The following is a 16,140-nucleotide window of genomic DNA, read 5'->3' on the forward strand; positions in this document are numbered from 1 at the left end:
GATGACCTCAATCGGCTTCCTGTTGATGCTGGCGTTTGAGCCGGTAGGCCAGCTGCGCGCGGCTCAGGCCCAGCAGGCGCGCGGCGCCGGCCAGGTTGCCGCGGCTGCGCTCGACCGCCAGGGCCAGCACCTGCGCCTCCAGGGTCTCGATCGGCACGCCGGCATCGAGCACCTGCGCGCACAGGCGCAGCTCGTCCTCGGGTGCACGGCGCGCCAGCCGGCCCTGCGGGTCGATGCCGTCCTGTGCCGGCTCGGACTGGTTGGGGAACAGGTGTTCGGCCTCGATCACGCCGCCCTGCGCCGCGAGGATCACGCCGCGCTCGACCAGGTTCTCCAGTTCGCGCACATTGCCGGGCCAGCTGTGGCGCGTCAGCGCCTGCAGCGCGCGGTCGCTGAAGCCGCCCAGGCGCTTCTGGTGCAGCGCGGTGAAGCGCGCCAGCAGGTGCTGCGCCAGCGGCTCGATGTCGCTGCTGCGTTCGCGCAGCGGCGGAATGCAGATCGGGTATCCGCCCCGACGAAGTCGCCGCGATGGTGGCCTACCTCTGCAGCCCGCAGGCCAGCGCCACCACCGGCGCCGCGCTGCGGGTCGACGGTGGCGTGGTGCGCACGCTCACCTGAACCTTTTTTCTTCTTCCCCCAGGAGTCAACCCATGACGAAAAAAATCAAGTGCGCCCTCATCGGGCCCGGCAACATCGGCACCGACCTGCTGGCCAAGCTGCAGCGCAGCCCCGTGCTCGAACCCGTGTGGATGGTGGGCATCGATCCCAACTCCGACGGCCTCAAGCGCGCCAAGGAGATGGGCATCAAGACCACCGCCGAGGGTGTGGACGGCCTGATTCCGCACATGAAGGCCGACGGCGTGCAGATCGTGTTCGACGCCACCAGCGCCTACGTGCACGCCGAGAACTCGCGCAAGGTCAACGAACAGGGCGCGATGATGATCGACCTCACGCCCGCCGCCATCGGCCCCTACTGCGTGCCGCCGGTCAACCTCAAGCAGCACGTCGGCCAGCGCGAGATGAATGTGAACATGGTCACCTGCGGCGGCCAAGCCACCATCCCCATGGTCTACGCGGTCAGCCGCGTGCAGCCGGTGAGCTACGGCGAAATCGTCGCCACCGTGTCCAGCAAATCGGTCGGTCCCGGCACGCGCAAGAACATCGACGAGTTCACCCGCACCACGGCCGGCGCGGTCGAGAAGGTGGGCGGCGCCAAGAAGGGCAAGGCCATCATCGTGATCAACCCGGCCGAGCCGCCGCTGATCATGCGCGACACGGTGCACTGCCTGGTCGAAGGCACGCCCGACGAGGCCGCGATCACGAAGTCGGTGCACGACATGATCCGGGAAGTGCAGAAGTACGTGCCGGGCTACAAGCTGGTCAACGGCCCCGTCTTCGACGGCAACCGCGTCTCGGTCTTCATGGAGGTCGAGGGCCTGGGCGACTACCTGCCCAAGTACGCCGGCAACCTGGACATCATGACGGCAGCCGCCGCGCGCACCGCCGAGATGTTTGCCGAAGAAATTCTGAAGGGCGAGCTCGTGCTCGAACCAAGCATGGCCTAACCCCCGCGCCGCTTCGCGTCACCCCCTTGCAGGGGGCGCAGCCTGCAGCCCGGCAAAGCCGGTTCTGCGGCAGCCCTCGAAAAGACATCCGAAAGAGATTCACATGAGCACCAAAATCACCCTGCACGACATGACCCTGCGCGACGGGATGCACCCCAAGCGCCACCTGATGACGCTCGACCAGATGAAGAGCATCGCCTGCGGCCTGGACGCCGCCGGTGTGCCGCTCATTGAGGTCACGCACGGCGACGGCCTGGGCGGCTCCAGCGTCAACTACGGTTTCCCGGCCCATTCCGACGAGGAGTACCTGGGCACCGTGATCCCGCTGATGAAGCAGGCCAAGGTCTCGGCCCTGCTGCTGCCCGGCATCGGCACCGTCGACCACCTGAAGATGGCGCACGGCCTGGGCGTGCACACCATCCGCGTGGCCACGCACTGCACCGAAGCCGACGTGAGCGAGCAGCACATCACCTACGCCCGAAAGCTCGACATGGACACCGTGGGCTTCCTGATGATGGCCCACATGAACAGCCCCGAAGGCCTGGTGAAACAGGCCAAGCTGATGGAGGGCTACGGCGCCAACTGCATCTACATCACCGACTCGGCCGGCTACATGCTGCCCGCCGACGTGAAGGCCCGCCTGCAGGCCGTGCGCGACGCGCTCAAGCCCGAGACCGAGCTGGGCTTCCACGGCCACCACAACCTGGCCATGGGCGTGGCCAACTCGGTCGCCGCCATTGAATGTGGCGCCACCCGCATCGACGCCGCCGCCGCCGGCCTGGGCGCGGGCGCAGGCAACACGCCGATGGAAGTGCTGGTCGCCGTGCTCGACCGCATGGACGTGCAGACCGGTGTGGACGTCTGGAAGATCCAGGACGTGGCCGAAGACCTGGTCACTCCCATCATGGACTTCCCGATCCGCATCGACCGCGACGCGCTCACGCTGGGCTACGCCGGCGTGTACGGCAGCTTCCTGCTGTTCGCCAAACGCGCCGCCGTCAAGTACGGCCTGTCGGCGCGCGACATCCTGGTCGAACTGGGCCGCAAGAAGATGGTCGGCGGCCAGGAAGACATGATCGAAGACACCGCCATGACCATGGCCCGCGAGCGCGATGCCCGCCAACAGAAAAAAGCAGCCTGAGGAACACACCCTATGCAACGCAGAGATTTCATCGCCTCCGTGGGGGCCGGCCTGGCCCTGGCACCCACCGCTGGTTGGTCGCAGGACGCCTACCCCGCCCGTCCCGTCAAGCTCATCGTGCCCTTCCCGCCGGGCGGCCCCACCGACATCATGGGCCGCACCGCGGCCAAGGCCATGGGCGACGCCCTGGGCCAGTCCTTCGTGGTCGAGAACAAGGCCGGCGCCGGCGGCAACATCGGCACCGACGCGGTGGCCAAGGCCGCGCCGGACGGCTACACCATCGGGCTGTCGGCCATCAGCAGCCTGGCCATCGCGCCCTACCTCTACGACAAGCTGCCGTTCCAGGTGGAAAAGGACTTCGCCCCGATCTCGCTGGTGGGCACCACGCCCTGCGTGATCGTCGTGCACCCGAGCGCACCGTTCGCCGACCTCAAGGGTCTGGTGGCCTACGCCAAGGCCAACCCGGGCAAGCTCGGCTACGCCACGTCCGGCATCGGCACCAGCAACCACCTGGCGGCCGAGCTGCTGCAGTCGGTGGCCGGCATCGAACTCACCAACATCCCCTACAAGGGCTCCAGCCAGATCGTGCCGGACCTGCTCTCGGGCACGGTGATCATGAGCATGGAAAGCTCGCTGGCCACCACCTTGCAGCACATCCGCAGCGGCAAGCTCAAGGCGCTGGCCGTCACTTCGCCCACGCGCGCCAAGGCCCTGCCGGACGTGCCGACCGTGGCCGAGTCCGGCTACCCCGGCTTCGCGGTGGAGACCTGGTTCGGCCTGGTCGCCCCCGCCGCCACCCCGGCCGCCGTCGTGCAGAAGCTGCACGACGCCTGGGCCAAGGGCGCCAAGACCGCCGAGGCCCAGGCCGCGTTCGACAACATCTCCGGCAACCTGCGCGTCACCACGCCCCAGGAGTTCGACGCCTTCATCAAGGCCGAGAACAACCGCTGGGGTTCCCTGATCCGCAAACTGGACATCAAAGCCAACTGACCCCGGAGACCACCACCATGCCGTTCGCACAGATCTACATCCTCGAAGGCCGCACGCCCGAGCAGAAGAAGGCCGTGATCGAGAAGGTCACCCAGGCGCTGCACGAGGCCATCGACGCGAAGAAGGAAACCATCCGCGTCTGGATCCACGAAATGCCCAAGGAGAACTGGGGCATCGCGGGCGTCAGCGCCAAAGACCTCGGCCGCTGACCAGGACCGGAATCGCCGCCCAGCGCTACCAGGGGCGCGTGGTGCAGGCGGCCCTGCAGGCCCATGGCCGCGTCGACGTGTCGATGCACAACGTGGGCGGCACCATCTGGGTGCGTCTCGCCCGGTGCCATCGACAACGGCCAGCGCATCGTGCCGCGCAACCCGCAGCCGCTGAGCGAGGCCGAGACCGGCTGGATGAAAGCCATCTACACCCAGTCGCTGCGCGACACGCCGATGAACCGCCTGGGCACACCAGAAGAGATCGCCGCGGACCTGGCAGCCGGGTGGTGACAATGGGACACACCCTGTTCACCACACCCCGAGGAGAAGGCCCTTGAACGCTGCCCACCTGTCGCTGGCCGAACACGCCGCCCGCCTGCGCCGCCGCGAGCTGACCGCGGTGGCGCTGATCGACACTTGCGCGCAACACCACGCGCGCACGGAACCCCGGCTCAACGCCTACAAGACCTGGGACGGCGCGCGCGCCCGCAGCGCCGCCGCGGCGGTCGACAGCCTGCTGGACCAGGGCATCGACCTGGGCCCGCTGATGGGTCTGCCGGTGTCGGTGAAGGACCTGTACGGCGTGCCCGGCCTGCCGGTGTTTGCGGGCAGCGACGAAGCCCTGTCCGAGGCCTGGCAGGCGGCCGGCCCGCTGGTCGCGCGGCTGCAGCGGCAACTGGGCATCGTGGTCGGCAAGACGCACACGGTCGAGTTCGCGTTCGGGGGTCTTGGCGTCAACGCCCACTGGGGCACGCCCTGGAACCCCTGGTCGCCCCACGAGCACCGCGTGCCAGGCGGGTCCAGCGCGGGCGCGGGCGTCTCGCTGGTGCAGGGCAGCGCCCTGCTGGCGCTGGGCACCGACACCGCCGGTTCGGTGCGCGTGCCCGCATCCATGACCGGACAGGTGGGCCTGAAGACCACCGTGGGGCGCTGGCCGGTCGAGGGCATCGTGCCCCTGTCGTCCTCGCTCGACACCGCGGGCGTGCTCACCCGCACGGTGGAAGACCTGGCCTACGCGTTCGCCGCCCTCGACACAGAGAGCCAGGGCCTGCCCGCGCCTGCCCCGGTGCGCGTGCAAGGACTGCGCGTCGGCGTGCCGACCAACCACTTCTGGGACGACATCGACCCGAGCATCGCCGCCGCCGTCGAAGCGGCCGTTCGGCGCCTCGCCCAGGCCGGCGCGCAGGTGGTCCGGTTCCCGCTGCCGCACTGCGAGGAAGCCTTCGACATCTTCCGCCGCGGCGGCCTCGCAGCGTCCGAACTCGCGGCCTACCTCGACCAGCACTTCCCGCACAAGGTGGAGCGGCTGGACCCGGTGGTGCGCGACCGCGTGCGCTGGGCCGAGCAGGTGTCGTCGGTCGAGTACCTGCGGCGCAAGGCCGTGCTGCAGCGCTGCGGCGCGGGCGCGGCCCGGGTGTTCGACGACGTCGACGTCCTGCTCACGCCCACCGTGCCCGCCTCGCCGCCGCGGCTGGCCGACATCGGCACGGTGGAGACCTACGCGCCGGCCAACATGAAGGCCATGCGCAACACCGCCATCAGCAACCTGTTCGGCTGGTGCGCGCTGACGATGCCCGTGGGCCTCGACGCCAACCGGATGCCGGTGGGCCTGCAGCTGATGGGGCCGCCCAAGGCCGAAGGACCGTTGATCGGCATTGCGCTGAGCATCGAATCATTGATTGGCAAGGGCTTCGACGTACTGGGCACCGTCGTCCCTTGAGAAAAACCGGCACCAGGGGCCAGGGGGCCATTTGGTGAAACCACAGGAGACACTTTCATGACCATCCCCACCCGACCCACGCTGACCCGGCGCGACTGGCTCCAGCAAGCCTGTGCTGGCGCTGCCGCTCTCGCCAGCGGCACCGCGCTGGCCGCCGATGAAGACACGGTCCGCGTCGCGTGGATTTCGCCACAGACCGGCGCACTCGCGGCGTTCGGCGTCACCGACCGGTACGCTGTCGACCTGCTCTCGCCGCGCCTGAACGCAGGCATCCCCGGGCCGAACGGCAAGCTGCGCAAGGTGCAGGTCGAACTGCACGACGCGGCCTCATCGTCCGCCAGGGCGCAGGCGCTGGCGCTGGCGCGGGAGCTGATCGCCTCGGGCGTGCACCTTGTGCTTGCCACCGCGACACCCGAGATATGCAACCCGGTCTCGGACGTCTGCGAAGCGGCGGGCGTCCCGTGCGTCACCGCCATTGCGCCGTGGCAGGCCTGGTTCTACGGCCGCAAAGGCGACCCGGTCAAAGGCTTCGACTGGACTTTCCACTTCTTCTGCGGCCTCGAAGACTTCTCCGACGTCTACAGCTCGCTGCTGGCCAAGGCCGACGTGGGTCAACAGATCGGTGGCATCTTCGGCGACGACATCGACGGCGACGCGTTCGTCAAGGCCTTCCCCGGCCCGATGAAAACCCGGGGCCTGGAGCTCTGGGTGCCCGATCGCGTGCCGCTGGGCAACCCCAACTGGGCGGCACTGGCACAAAAGCTCAAGGCCGCCAACATCCAGGCGGTCACTGGCGTGCTGCCGCCGCCCGCAGCAATGGCGTTTTTCAGCGCTGCACAACAGGTCGGCTACAAGCCGCGCATGGCCTCCATCGCCAAGGCCTTTCCCTTTCCGGACACTGTCGCCGCCGTGCACCGTGAGGGCCTGGCCCTGACCAACGAAGTCTGGTGGTCGCCCGCCTGGCCTTTCACTTCGAAGCTCACCGGACAGAAGGCGTCCGAAGTCACCCGGACCTACGAGGTCGCCACCGGCAAACCCTGGCTGCAGACCCTCGGCTTTTCACATGCCCTGATGGAAGTCGTCGCAGAGACCTTCCGCACCGCCAGCAACCTCGGCCGCGCCGCCGTGCGAGACGCTGTCGCGCGCATGCAGGTCAACACCGTGGTTGGCCCGCTCAACTGGCGCAACAGCCACCCCAACCGCAACGTCTGCATCACCCCCGCCGTCGGCGGACAGTGGCAGCGCGGTCCGAACGGTCGCTGGGTGCTGCACGTGGTGGACAACACGCGATCGCCGTTCATCCCGAGGACCGAGGAACTGAAGGTGCCTCAGGCGGTCTAGCGCCGTCTGCACGAACCACACGGCGGAGCCCTCCATGACCGACGAAAACACCCGACTCGCCGAGACCATCTGGGCCGCCCGCCAGGCCGGCCGCACCCTGGACGCCGACGCCACCATCGGCACGCCCGACCTCGCCACCGCCTACGCCATTCAGCGCGCGCTGCTCGCCCTGCGCCTGGCCGCCGGTGAGCGCGTGGTCGGCTGGAAGCTGGGCTACACGTCGGAAGTGATGCGCCGCCAGATGGGCATTGACCGGCCCAACATCGGACCGCTGACGGACCGGATGCTGCTCGGTTCGGACGACGCCGTGAACGAGCGTCTGGTGCAGCCGCGCGTGGAGCCCGAGATCGGTCTGCGCCTCAGGACCACCCTGGACGCGCGACGCGCGCCCGTCGACCGCCACATCGTGGCCGCCGCGGTGGAAGCTGCGTACGCCTGCCTCGAAGTCGTGCACTCCACCTGGACCGGCTACCGCTTCAACCTGGAACAGAACACCGCCGACAACTCGTCCGCCGGCCAGTTGGTCGTCGGGCCGCGCCTGCCGGTGACCGACCCGATGGCGCTGGACACCGTGGCGGTGCGGCTGAGCGACGGACACGCCGAGCTGGGTCGTGGCGTGGGCGCCGACGCCGATGGCCACCCACTCGACGCGCTGGTCCGCCTCGCGCAGGAGCTGGCGGCGAACGACCGGCGGCTGGAAGCGGGGGATTGGGTGATCACGGGCGGTCTCACCGCCGCGCAACCGCTGGCGCCGGGAGCCCGCCTCTCGGCCCGCTTCTGGTCCGGGGACGGGTGGTCGGTCGACGTCGGCGTGCGCCGACGGGCCGACGGGCCGACGCCGTTTGAACACAGCCCGAAGGCGTCAGAACGATGACCATGCAGCCCCCGTTTGCCGACACACGACCGCACCAGGTCGGCGCGGTCTCGCTCAGCCAGACCGACTCCCCCCAGACACGCAACGAAAAGCTTGCGCGCATCGTGCTCGACTCGATGTACCAGTTCGTCGGCCTGCTCGACGCCGAGGGCACCACACTGGAGATCAACCGGGCCGCACTGGAAGGAGCTGGCGTGGATCTGGCCGACATCCGGGGCCGGCCGTTCTGGGAAGCGCGCTGGTTCCAGGTGTCGCGCGAAACCACCGAGTTGCAGCGCGACTTCGTGCGTCGTGCCCAGGGCGGCGAGTTCATCCGCTGCGACATGGAAATCTACGGTCAGGCTGCGGGCGACGAGACCATCGTGGTCGACTACTCGCTGCTGCCGGTGCGGGACACGCAGGGCAAGGTGGTCTTCTTGCTGGCCGAAGGTCGCAACATCACCGCAAAGAAGCGTGCGGAAGAAGAGATCGCGCGCAAGAACGCCGAACTTGAAGCCCTGCTCACCCGAGTGCGGCAGCTGGACCAGCAAAAGAGCGACTTCTTCGCCAACGTCAGCCACGAGCTGCGCACGCCACTGGCCCTGATCCTCGGTCCCGCCGAAGAACTGCTGGCCTCAGACAGTCGGCTGCCAGACCAGCTGCGGCGCCAGCTCGGTGTGATCCAGCGAAACGCCACCGCCTTGCTCAAACACGTCAACGACCTGCTCGATCTCTCCAAGCTCGACGCCGAGCGCATGGACCTGCACTACACACCGTTCGACCTCGCAGCCCTGGTGCGCGAGCACGCCGAACAGTTCCACGCAGTGGCGCCCAAGCTGGACCTGCGCTACGTTGTCTCCGCGCCCGACACACTGTGCGCCACGCTGGACCAGGACAAGACCGAGCGCATCCTGCAGAACCTGCTGTCCAACGCCTTCAAATTCACTCCACCCGGTGGACGCGTGCGCTGCGCGCTTGAACGCTCCGGTCCGGGTCGCTGCCTGATCTCTGTGCAGGACTCCGGACCCGGCGTATCGACCGAGATGCAGCAGAAGATCTTCGAGCGCTTCCGCCAGGGGCAGACTGGCACCACTCGCAACTTCGGAGGCACCGGTCTGGGCCTGGCGATCGCCAAGGAGTTCACCGAACTGATGCACGGCAGCATCGGGGTCACCACGGCCGCAGGTGGCGGTTCGCTGTTCCAAGTGGAACTGCCGCTGGAGCCACCGCCCGAGGCGGCCGCGCTGCACGGGGTGTCGCCCGCTCGCCCGCGCCCGGCCCCTGCGCCCAACCCCGCGCTGGCCGAACTCACCCCGCCCGACGAAGCGCCCCGGATGGCCCGCGCGTCCGCCGATGCACCGCGCATCCTGGTGGTGGAAGACAACCCCGAGATGTGCCGCTTCATCTGCGACGCGCTGAGCGACGAGTTCCAGGTGCCGTCTTGCGCGACAGCGAATCGATCCAGGTGCTCAAGGACCGCTTCGCCTCACTGACGCCGCGCGAGCGCGAGGTGCTGGCACTGCTCTCGCAGGGCCTGCGCAACAAGCAGACCGCCGACCGCATGGGCATCAGCGAGGTCACGGTGAAGGTGCACCGCCACAACCTGATGGAGAAGATGCAGGCCACCTCGGTGCCCATGCTGATCGGCATGCTGGAACGCCTGCGCAACGCCACCGGCGAACCGCTGCCGCCCAACGGACAAGGGAATTCCCTAGCCGCCGGATAAACCAAAGTCCAATGGTGCGCGCGCCCCGTGCTCCCTAAAGTTGTTGACGCGACCCGCATCAACGATCACAGGAGACAAGCACCATGGCTTTGCTGGAACGCAGCGACTGGTACGACATTGCGCGCACCACCAACTGGACGCCGACCTACGTCAGCGAATCCGAACTCTTCCCCGACCTCATGACCGGCGCGATGGGCGTGCCGATGGAACAGTGGGAGTCGTACCCCGTGCGCTACCGCGACCACCTCACGCTGGTCGACCGCTTCCTTGCGGGCCACATTCAGCCGCCGAACCTGGGCGGCGCGCTGCAGTACATGGGTCTCGCGCCCGGCGAGATCGGCGACGACGCGCACCAGTACTCCTGGGTCGCCGCCTACCGCGACCAGCGGGCCGAGAAGAAAGCCGCCTGAACCCAACGAACCCCGAGACCACCATGGCCCTCTTTCCCGTGATTTCCAACTTCCAGTACGACTTCGTGCTGCAGCTCGTTCCGGTCGACACCGAGAACACCATGGACGAAGTGGCCGCTGCCGCCGCCCACCATTCGGTGGGACGCCGCGTAGCGCCACGCCCCGACAAGGTGGTGCGCGTGCGCCGGCAAGGCAGCGACAGTTTCTTCCCCCGCCATGCCAAGCTGAGCGAGACCGACATCAAGCCGATGGAGGCCCTCGAATTCATCTTCTGCGACAGCTGAAGGAGCCGCGCATGACGTTCCACAAAGTCTGCACACTCGACGACGTCTGGGAAGGCGAGATGACCGAAGTCGAGATTGGCGACCACGAGGTGCTGCTGGTCGGTGTGGAGGGGGGCGATGTGCGCGCCTTCCAGGCCGTCTGCCCGCACCAGGACATCCCCCTGTGCGAAGGCAAGTTCGACGGCAAAGTGCTGACCTGCCGGGCGCACCAGTGGACCTTCGACGCCCGCACCGGTCGCGGCATCAACCCCGGCGACTGCCAGCTGGCGACCTACCCAATCCGCATCGAAGGCAACGACGTGTTCGTGCAGGTTGAAGGCGTGACGCCGCTGTTCGCCCATTCCTGAAGCCCCATACCAGAAAGACACCCCATGAGCGACACCTCCACCGCCGATGCCTATCGCAACAACCGCGTCGGCCCCGTGCTGCGCGCCAGCCCGCTGACGGCCGCTGTGATCGAGGCAGCCGAAGAAGACAACCCGGACAAGACCATCCGCGTCGACGACAAGGTCGCCTATGTGCGCATCGACTGCGAAGGCGAACTGATCCTGCGCCGCGAAACGCTGGAGCGCACGCTGGGCCGGCCGTTCCGCATGTCCGAACTCGAGGTCGAACTCGGCTCGTTCGCCGGCCGCATCGAAACCACCGAAGACCACGTGCGCTTTTATTTCAACAAGACGTTCTGACCGGAGACACCCCATGTCGCAACCCGAAGTCCTCAAGCCGCTCAAGACCTGGAGCCACCTCGCCGGCCGCCGCCGCAAGCCCAGCGAATACGAGATCGTCTCCACCAATCTGCACTTCTCCACCGACAACCCCGACGCGCCGTTCGAGCTCGACCCAAACTTCGCGATGGCGCAGTGGTTCAAGACGCACCGCAACGCGTCGCCGCTCAAGCACCCCGACTGGGATGCCTTCCGCGACCCGGACGAGATGGTCTACCGCACCTACAACATGCAACAGGACGGGCAGGAGACCTACGTGACAGGCCTGTTCGAGCAGTTCTCGGCGCGCGGCCACGACACGATGCTGGAGCCCACCTGGGCCGGCAGCCTGGCCCGCCTGTACGCCCCTGCACGCTACCTGTTCCACACGCTGCAGATGGCTTCGGCCTACCTGTCGCAGATGGCCCCGGCCTCGACCATTTCCAACTGCGCGACCTACCAGACCGCCGACTCGCTGCGCTGGCTGACCCACACCGCCTACCGCACCGCCGAACTGGCCAAGACCTTCCCTGCCATCGGTCTGGGCACGGGCGAACGCTCGTTCTGGGAAACCGACCCGGCCTGGCAAGGCTGGCGCGAGCTGGTTGAAAAAGCCCTGGTGGCCTGGGACTGGGCCGAGAGCTTCACCGCTTTCAGCCTGGTGATCCGCCCGGCCGTCGAAGAAGGCCTGCTGCGCACGCTGGGTGAGGCCGGCCGCCACAACGGCGACACCCTGCTCGGCCTACTGGTCGACGCTCAGCTGCTGGACGCGCAGCGCCACCGCCGCTGGGCCAGCGCACTCACGCGCATGGCGCTGGAACAGCCCGGCAACCGCGAAGCCCTGCAAGGCTGGATCGCGAAGTGGGAACCGCTGGCCGACGCCGCCATCGACACCTACTGCGCCGCCCTGCCCGACGCCGCAGGTGCGGCCACCCGCGCCCGCGCTGCCACCCGCGAGTTCCGTCGCGGGCTGGGCCTGTGAACGGGCCGACCGCCGCCCTGCTCCAGCCCACCCGCATCGAAATCGACAACGGCCCGAGCTTTCAACCCGGGCCGCAAGAGGACACCTTGCTCAGGGCCGCGCTGCGCGCGGGCCTGGCCTTCCCCTACGAGTGCAGCGTGGGCGGCTGCGGTGCCTGTCGTTTCGAATTGCTGGAAGGCGTGGTGCAGACGCTATGGGAGGGCGCCCCCGGCCTGTCCGAGCGCGATCGCAAACGCGGCAAACGCCTCGCCTGCCAGTCGCGCGTGCAAGGCGATGCGCGCATCCGGGTGCGGCTGGGTGGCGAGGCCGAACAACCCGCCGTGGCGCCGCAACGCGTGACCGCCACGCTGAGCGAACGGCGGGCCATCAGCGACGACATGGTCGAGCTGCGTCTGGCGCTGCCGTGCTCTCCGGGCTTCCAGGCGGGGCAGTACGCCCTGCTCTACCCGCCAGGCGCCCAGGGCGCACGGGCCTATTCGATGTCGAACCTGGACGACGGCTCCGGTGAGTGGCACTTCATCGTGCGCCGTACCCCTGGCGGTCGCGGCAGCGCCGTGATGTGCGCGGAGCTGCCGGTAGGCGCGAAGGTCGACGTCGACGGCCCCTATGGACACGCCTGGCTGCGACCCTCTTCGCGCGACGTGGTCTGCGTGGCCGGCGGCTCGGGCTTGGGCCCCATGCTGTCGATCGCGCGCGGCGTGCTCGCCGAACCAGGCGCACGGCGGGTTCACTTCTTCCTCGGTCTGCGCCATGAGGGCGACCTCGGCGCCGCCGACCAGTTGCTGGCCCTGACCGGCGAACGGCTGTCAGCCACAGTGGTCCTGTCCAGCCCCGCCAGCCCCTCCGCCTGGGCCGGTGCCACCGGCTTCGTGCACGCCGAGGTCGAACGCCAGCTCGCACCGGACCTAGGCCACTACGACCACTACATGGCCGGCCCGCCGCCCATGATCGAAGCAATGCAGGACCTGCTAATGGCGCGGCACGAGGTGCCCTTCGGGCAGATCCGCTTCGACCGCTTTGTTTGACGACATATGAACCACCTTTGAGGAGACACCACATGAACACAAAGACATTCACCACCGTCGCCGTTTGCGCGCTGAGCCTAGCCGCTGGCCAAGCCAGCGCCGCCGATGCATCCCCCTGGACGGTGCGTCTAGGTCCGGCACACGTCGGCTTCAGCCCCCAGGCCGACGTGAGCGTCGCGGGCAACCCGGTGCCCGGCGGGGACGCTTCGGCCAGCAGCAGCACCACGCTGGGCATCGAACTCGCCTACGACGTCTCGGACCGGCTGACCGCCCGCTTCCTGGCCGGCATTCCGCCAACGACCACGCTCACCGGCCAGGGCACGTTGGCCAGCGCAGGCAAGCTGGGCAAGGTCACCTACGCCCCAGCCGTGCTCTCGCTCACGTACAAGCTTCTCAACGAAGGTCCGGTGCGCCCCTATGTCGGCGCCGGCATCAACTACACCATCGTCACGCGCAACCGCGACGCCTTCATCCACGACCTCGACACCCGCAACGCCTGGGGCTCGGTGCTGCAGGCGGGCGTGGAAGTGCCCATCGACGCCCACTGGTCGGTGTCGCTGGATGCGCGAAAGATCTTCCTCAAGACCAAGGCCACGGGCACGCTGCCGGCCTTCGGCGGCGCACCTGCCTGTGCAGACTCATAGATTGCTGCATTCAACAGCCAGGAGACTCCATGTTCAGCAATGTGTCGTTACGACAGAAGTTCTTCGTTGCGCTGTTCACCGCAGCCCTGGTGGTCGCTTCCACCGCCATCAGCATCCGGCTGCTCAGCAAGGCCGCCCTGTTCCATCACCTCGAACGCGATCACCTGGGTGTCGTGATGCAGGCAACGGGTCTGCTGACACTGACACTCGAAGGAGGCAAGTCCGCTGCCGCTGTGCCCAAGGAGGACTTTGTGGTCGCCGTGCGCAAGGCCCGGCAACTGGCCGAGCAGGCGCTCTCGGAACTGTTCGCGGTGGAACAGGCCGCCTTCGAAGTGATCGGCTTCGGCGAATTGCTCGAACAACCTCAGGTCGTGATCGAGGCTGCCTCCCGCATCGATGCGATGGTCTCCGCCGCCCCCCAGCAGCACCTCACACCCGATCTGGCAGGGAAGGTCTCGCAGGACCTGACACTGATGCGCGCCGCCTCCGACCGCTTCGGCCCGCTGCTGGTCGATGCCACCAGCTTCATCCGCCTCGCCGCGCTGCTGCTGACGTTCATCCCGCTGGCGATTCTGATCACTTTCCTGGTCCTGGTGCGCGCTGCCACCATTCGACTCATCGCCCAGGTGGTGCAGGCCGCAGAACGCATCGCGCAAGGGGATCTTTCGGGTCCCGCGCTCCCCCATACCAACGACGAAGTCGGCCACCTCGCCCGTGCCATGGACACCATGCGTGGCAGCTTGGCCACCCTCGTCGCCCAGGTTCGGGACCGTTCGGCAGCCATGGACTCGGCCATCCAAGAGGTCGCCCAGGGCAGCAACGACCTGTCGTCGAGAACCGAACGACAGGCCACCACACTCCAGCAGACCGCCTCGGGCTTCAGCGAGCTGAGTGTGGCGCTCCAGTCCAGCATCAGCCAGGTGGATGAAGCGGAGGCCGTCTCAGGCCGCGCACGCAGCCTGGCCGAGGGTGGCGGCAGCGCCGCCCAACGGGCGGTGGAGCGCATGAACGAAATCCTGGCGTCTTCTAGAAAGATCGCGGACATCAACAACGTCATCAACGGCATCGCTTTCCAGACCAACATCCTGGCGTTGAACGCTGCAGTGGAAGCAGCGCGCGCTGGCGAAATGGGCCGCGGCTTTGCCGTCGTCGCCAGCGAGGTGCGCAGCCTGGCACAACGCAGTGCAGCGGCGGCCAAGGAGATTGAAGCTCTGATCCACGACACAGTGTCCAAGGTGGAGGCCGGCGCGCGCGAGGTGGACGCCACCGGCGAAACGATCCGACAGGTGGTGGTCACCGTCGAGTCGGTGTCCCAGCTGAACACCGCAGTGGCCCGCAACCTGGGCCAGCAGAGGAGCGGCATTGCCCTGATCGACAGCGCCATGCGCGAGCTCGATTCGGCGACCCAGCAGAACGCCGCCCTGGCCGAACAGTCGTCCGCGGTGGCGCTGTCGGTGCGCAGCCAGTCGGAAGCACTGGTCGATGCGGTGGACCGGTTCCGACTGGGCGCCCACGACCACGAGCGGCTGGCCACGGCCCCCGTGTGACACCGAGCCTGCTGCGCCCACCAGGCACGGGCGGCGCCGGGGTCAGCCCCCGTCGGGCGTGCTGAAGATGTCCACGATGGAGCGCCGCAGCCAGGTGACCGCGGGATCGCGGTGCACCCGGGTGTGCCACTGCAGGGTGATGGCCATCTCGGGGCTGTCGATGGGCAGCGGGCGCACCACCAGCTGCGTGCGCCCGAACGTGATGGCACTCACCAGGCGGCTGGGCAAGGTCAGCAGCAGGTCGGACTCGCAGAGCACCGAGGCCAGCCCCAGGGCGTGGGCGGCCGTGAAGGTGACGTGCCGTTTCTGGTTCTGCGTCTGCAGCACCTTGTCCAGCACCTGACGCAGCGACTGGTAGCTGACACCCCCGGGGCGGTAGTCGAGGTGCCTCGCGTTCAGGTAGGCGCTGCGGGTCAGCTTGCGCCGGGACAGCGGGTGGTCCTCCCGCATGAGCACCACAAAGGTCTCTTTGAACAGCACCTGCCGGTGAAAGTCGAGACCGAACGCCGGCCAGTTCCCAAACACCATGTCGATCGAGCCGCCCTCCATGCCCCTGCGCCCGTCCTCGGGGCTGGCATCCACGGTCTCGAAGCGCACGTTCGACGCCATGGGTGACAAGCGGGCCAGCAGCCGCGGCATCAGAACCACCTGGGCCAGATCGCTGGCCATGATGCGAAACAGGCGGCTGGACTGCGCCGGGTCGAACCCGGTCGTGCTGGTCAGCGCGGATTCGATGTCCGCCATGCCGGGCGCAATCAGGTCGATCAACTCCTGTGCACGGGCCGTGGCCTGCATGCCGTCGGCGCAACGGACAAACAACGGGTCGGAGAACGAGGTGCGCAACCGCCGCAGGGCATTGCTCACGCCCGACTGGGTCATGCCCAGTTCTTCGGCGGCCTTGGACGCACTCCGGGTCGCGTGCACGGCGCACAGGACGCGCAACAGATTCAGGTCGATCTCGGGCTTCATTCCAGTATTTTCACTGGAAATACTCACCAT

At 67.9% G+C, this 16,140-nt stretch carries 19 protein-coding genes and 2 pseudogenes; 19 read left to right on the forward strand and 2 right to left on the reverse strand.

Features of this window, described 5'->3' with window-relative positions; all coding sequences use genetic code 11:
* Positions 1–7 precede the first annotated feature (7 nt).
* Positions 8–346, reverse strand: coding sequence for a helix-turn-helix domain-containing protein (locus DD542_RS11565; protein WP_241559756.1), 339 nt, complete (start codon positions 344–346; stop codon positions 8–10).
* A gap of 167 nt (positions 347–513) precedes the next feature.
* Here DD542_RS11565 and DD542_RS11570 point away from each other — a divergent pair.
* From DD542_RS11570 to DD542_RS11660, 19 genes and pseudogenes are all read left to right on the forward strand, one after another.
* Positions 514–618, forward strand: a pseudogene (locus DD542_RS11570) (SDR family oxidoreductase); the annotation flags it as partial.
* A 32-nt stretch (positions 619–650) separates the two neighbouring features.
* Positions 651–1,565, forward strand: a complete 915-nt coding sequence (locus tag DD542_RS11575; RefSeq protein ID WP_127805762.1) for an acetaldehyde dehydrogenase (acetylating) — start codon at positions 651–653, stop codon at positions 1,563–1,565.
* A gap of 103 nt (positions 1,566–1,668) precedes the next feature.
* Entirely contained in the window at positions 1,669–2,706 is a 1,038-nt protein-coding gene (dmpG, locus tag DD542_RS11580; RefSeq protein WP_127805763.1) for a 4-hydroxy-2-oxovalerate aldolase, read from the forward strand.
* Between the two features lie 12 nt (positions 2,707–2,718).
* On the forward strand, positions 2,719–3,696 hold the full coding sequence (locus tag DD542_RS11585) for a tripartite tricarboxylate transporter substrate binding protein (RefSeq protein WP_127805764.1): 978 nt from the start codon (positions 2,719–2,721) through the stop codon (positions 3,694–3,696).
* Between the two features lie 17 nt (positions 3,697–3,713).
* Complete coding sequence (locus tag DD542_RS11590; protein ID WP_008328882.1) at positions 3,714–3,905, forward strand: 2-hydroxymuconate tautomerase; 192 nt, start codon at positions 3,714–3,716, stop codon at positions 3,903–3,905.
* Positions 3,906–3,968: 63 nt separating this feature from the next.
* The gene (locus DD542_RS11595; protein WP_127805765.1) at positions 3,969–4,196 is read left to right on the forward strand and encodes a benzoate dihydrodiol dehydrogenase; all 228 of its coding nucleotides are present in this window, start codon (positions 3,969–3,971) and stop codon (positions 4,194–4,196) included.
* A 43-nt stretch (positions 4,197–4,239) separates the two neighbouring features.
* Positions 4,240–5,625: an amidase gene (locus tag DD542_RS11600; RefSeq protein WP_127805766.1), complete on the forward strand. Its 1,386-nt coding sequence runs from the start codon at positions 4,240–4,242 to the stop codon at positions 5,623–5,625.
* 57 nt (positions 5,626–5,682) lie between these two features.
* Positions 5,683–6,966: an ABC transporter substrate-binding protein gene (locus tag DD542_RS11605; protein ID WP_127805767.1), complete on the forward strand. Its 1,284-nt coding sequence runs from the start codon at positions 5,683–5,685 to the stop codon at positions 6,964–6,966.
* Positions 6,967–7,000: 34 nt separating this feature from the next.
* Positions 7,001–7,840: a hydratase gene (locus DD542_RS11610; protein WP_127805768.1), complete on the forward strand. Its 840-nt coding sequence runs from the start codon at positions 7,001–7,003 to the stop codon at positions 7,838–7,840.
* A complete protein-coding gene (locus DD542_RS11615; RefSeq protein ID WP_127805769.1) occupies positions 7,837–9,312 on the forward strand; it encodes a PAS domain-containing sensor histidine kinase in 1,476 nt (491 codons plus the stop codon). The genes DD542_RS11610 and DD542_RS11615 overlap by 4 nt, the downstream gene beginning before the upstream one ends.
* The gene (locus tag DD542_RS11620) at positions 9,261–9,545 is read left to right on the forward strand and encodes a LuxR C-terminal-related transcriptional regulator (protein ID WP_164868384.1); all 285 of its coding nucleotides are present in this window, start codon (positions 9,261–9,263) and stop codon (positions 9,543–9,545) included. The genes DD542_RS11615 and DD542_RS11620 overlap by 52 nt, the downstream gene beginning before the upstream one ends.
* A gap of 206 nt (positions 9,546–9,751) precedes the next feature.
* Positions 9,752–9,955, forward strand: a pseudogene (locus DD542_RS23720) (toluene monooxygenase); the annotation flags it as partial.
* 23 nt (positions 9,956–9,978) lie between these two features.
* The gene (locus DD542_RS11630; RefSeq protein WP_127805772.1) at positions 9,979–10,239 is read left to right on the forward strand and encodes a toluene-4-monooxygenase system B family protein; all 261 of its coding nucleotides are present in this window, start codon (positions 9,979–9,981) and stop codon (positions 10,237–10,239) included.
* Between the two features lie 11 nt (positions 10,240–10,250).
* Positions 10,251–10,586 (forward strand): Rieske 2Fe-2S domain-containing protein, encoded by a 336-nt coding sequence (locus DD542_RS11635; protein WP_127805773.1) that lies wholly within the window; start codon positions 10,251–10,253, stop codon positions 10,584–10,586.
* Between the two features lie 24 nt (positions 10,587–10,610).
* On the forward strand, positions 10,611–10,925 hold the full coding sequence (locus DD542_RS11640; RefSeq protein ID WP_127805774.1) for an MmoB/DmpM family protein: 315 nt from the start codon (positions 10,611–10,613) through the stop codon (positions 10,923–10,925).
* Between the two features lie 13 nt (positions 10,926–10,938).
* Positions 10,939–11,925, forward strand: a complete 987-nt coding sequence (locus DD542_RS11645) for an aromatic/alkene monooxygenase hydroxylase subunit beta (RefSeq protein ID WP_127805775.1) — start codon at positions 10,939–10,941, stop codon at positions 11,923–11,925.
* Positions 11,922–12,950 carry a 2Fe-2S iron-sulfur cluster binding domain-containing protein gene (locus DD542_RS11650; protein WP_241559757.1) on the forward strand — a complete coding sequence of 343 codons (1,029 nt, stop codon included), beginning with the start codon at positions 11,922–11,924 and terminating at the stop codon, positions 12,948–12,950. Before DD542_RS11645 ends, DD542_RS11650 begins: the two co-directional genes overlap by 4 nt.
* A 32-nt stretch (positions 12,951–12,982) precedes the next feature.
* Positions 12,983–13,594: an OmpW family outer membrane protein gene (locus tag DD542_RS11655; RefSeq protein WP_127805776.1), complete on the forward strand. Its 612-nt coding sequence runs from the start codon at positions 12,983–12,985 to the stop codon at positions 13,592–13,594.
* 29 nt (positions 13,595–13,623) lie between these two features.
* Positions 13,624–15,141: a methyl-accepting chemotaxis protein gene (locus DD542_RS11660; protein ID WP_127805777.1), complete on the forward strand. Its 1,518-nt coding sequence runs from the start codon at positions 13,624–13,626 to the stop codon at positions 15,139–15,141.
* A gap of 42 nt (positions 15,142–15,183) precedes the next feature.
* Here DD542_RS11660 and DD542_RS11665 read toward each other — a convergent pair whose 3' ends face one another.
* Positions 15,184–16,110, reverse strand: a complete 927-nt coding sequence (locus DD542_RS11665) for a LysR family transcriptional regulator (RefSeq protein ID WP_164868385.1) — start codon at positions 16,108–16,110, stop codon at positions 15,184–15,186.
* Between the last annotated feature and the right edge of the window lie 30 nt (positions 16,111–16,140).

This window comes from Hydrogenophaga sp. NH-16, from assembly GCF_004006415.1.
GTDB classification, from domain to species: Bacteria; Pseudomonadota; Gammaproteobacteria; order Burkholderiales; family Burkholderiaceae_C; genus Hydrogenophaga; species Hydrogenophaga pseudoflava.

What these genes read in the sequence shown, in the direction of transcription:
- DD542_RS11595 (WP_127805765.1), top strand. Translation starts at nt 3,969, where the DNA reads ATGGCCGCGTCGACGTGTCGATGCACAACGTGGGCGGCACCATCTGGG.
- DD542_RS11660 (WP_127805777.1), top strand. Translation starts at nt 13,624, where the DNA reads ATGTTCAGCAATGTGTCGTTACGACAGAAGTTCTTCGTTGCGCTGTTC.
- DD542_RS11640 (WP_127805774.1), top strand. Translation starts at nt 10,611, where the DNA reads ATGAGCGACACCTCCACCGCCGATGCCTATCGCAACAACCGCGTCGGC.
- DD542_RS11615 (WP_127805769.1), top strand. Translation starts at nt 7,837, where the DNA reads ATGACCATGCAGCCCCCGTTTGCCGACACACGACCGCACCAGGTCGGC.
- DD542_RS11605 (WP_127805767.1), top strand. Translation starts at nt 5,683, where the DNA reads ATGACCATCCCCACCCGACCCACGCTGACCCGGCGCGACTGGCTCCAG.
- DD542_RS11630 (WP_127805772.1), top strand. Translation starts at nt 9,979, where the DNA reads ATGGCCCTCTTTCCCGTGATTTCCAACTTCCAGTACGACTTCGTGCTG.
- DD542_RS11585 (WP_127805764.1), top strand. Translation starts at nt 2,719, where the DNA reads ATGCAACGCAGAGATTTCATCGCCTCCGTGGGGGCCGGCCTGGCCCTG.
- DD542_RS11645 (WP_127805775.1), top strand. Translation starts at nt 10,939, where the DNA reads ATGTCGCAACCCGAAGTCCTCAAGCCGCTCAAGACCTGGAGCCACCTC.
- DD542_RS11610 (WP_127805768.1), top strand. Translation starts at nt 7,001, where the DNA reads ATGACCGACGAAAACACCCGACTCGCCGAGACCATCTGGGCCGCCCGC.
- DD542_RS11590 (WP_008328882.1), top strand. Translation starts at nt 3,714, where the DNA reads ATGCCGTTCGCACAGATCTACATCCTCGAAGGCCGCACGCCCGAGCAG.
- DD542_RS11665 (WP_164868385.1), bottom strand. Translation starts at nt 16,110, where the DNA reads ATGAAGCCCGAGATCGACCTGAATCTGTTGCGCGTCCTGTGCGCCGTG.
- DD542_RS11575 (WP_127805762.1), top strand. Translation starts at nt 651, where the DNA reads ATGACGAAAAAAATCAAGTGCGCCCTCATCGGGCCCGGCAACATCGGC.
- DD542_RS11635 (WP_127805773.1), top strand. Translation starts at nt 10,251, where the DNA reads ATGACGTTCCACAAAGTCTGCACACTCGACGACGTCTGGGAAGGCGAG.
- DD542_RS11655 (WP_127805776.1), top strand. Translation starts at nt 12,983, where the DNA reads ATGAACACAAAGACATTCACCACCGTCGCCGTTTGCGCGCTGAGCCTA.
- dmpG (WP_127805763.1), top strand. Translation starts at nt 1,669, where the DNA reads ATGAGCACCAAAATCACCCTGCACGACATGACCCTGCGCGACGGGATG.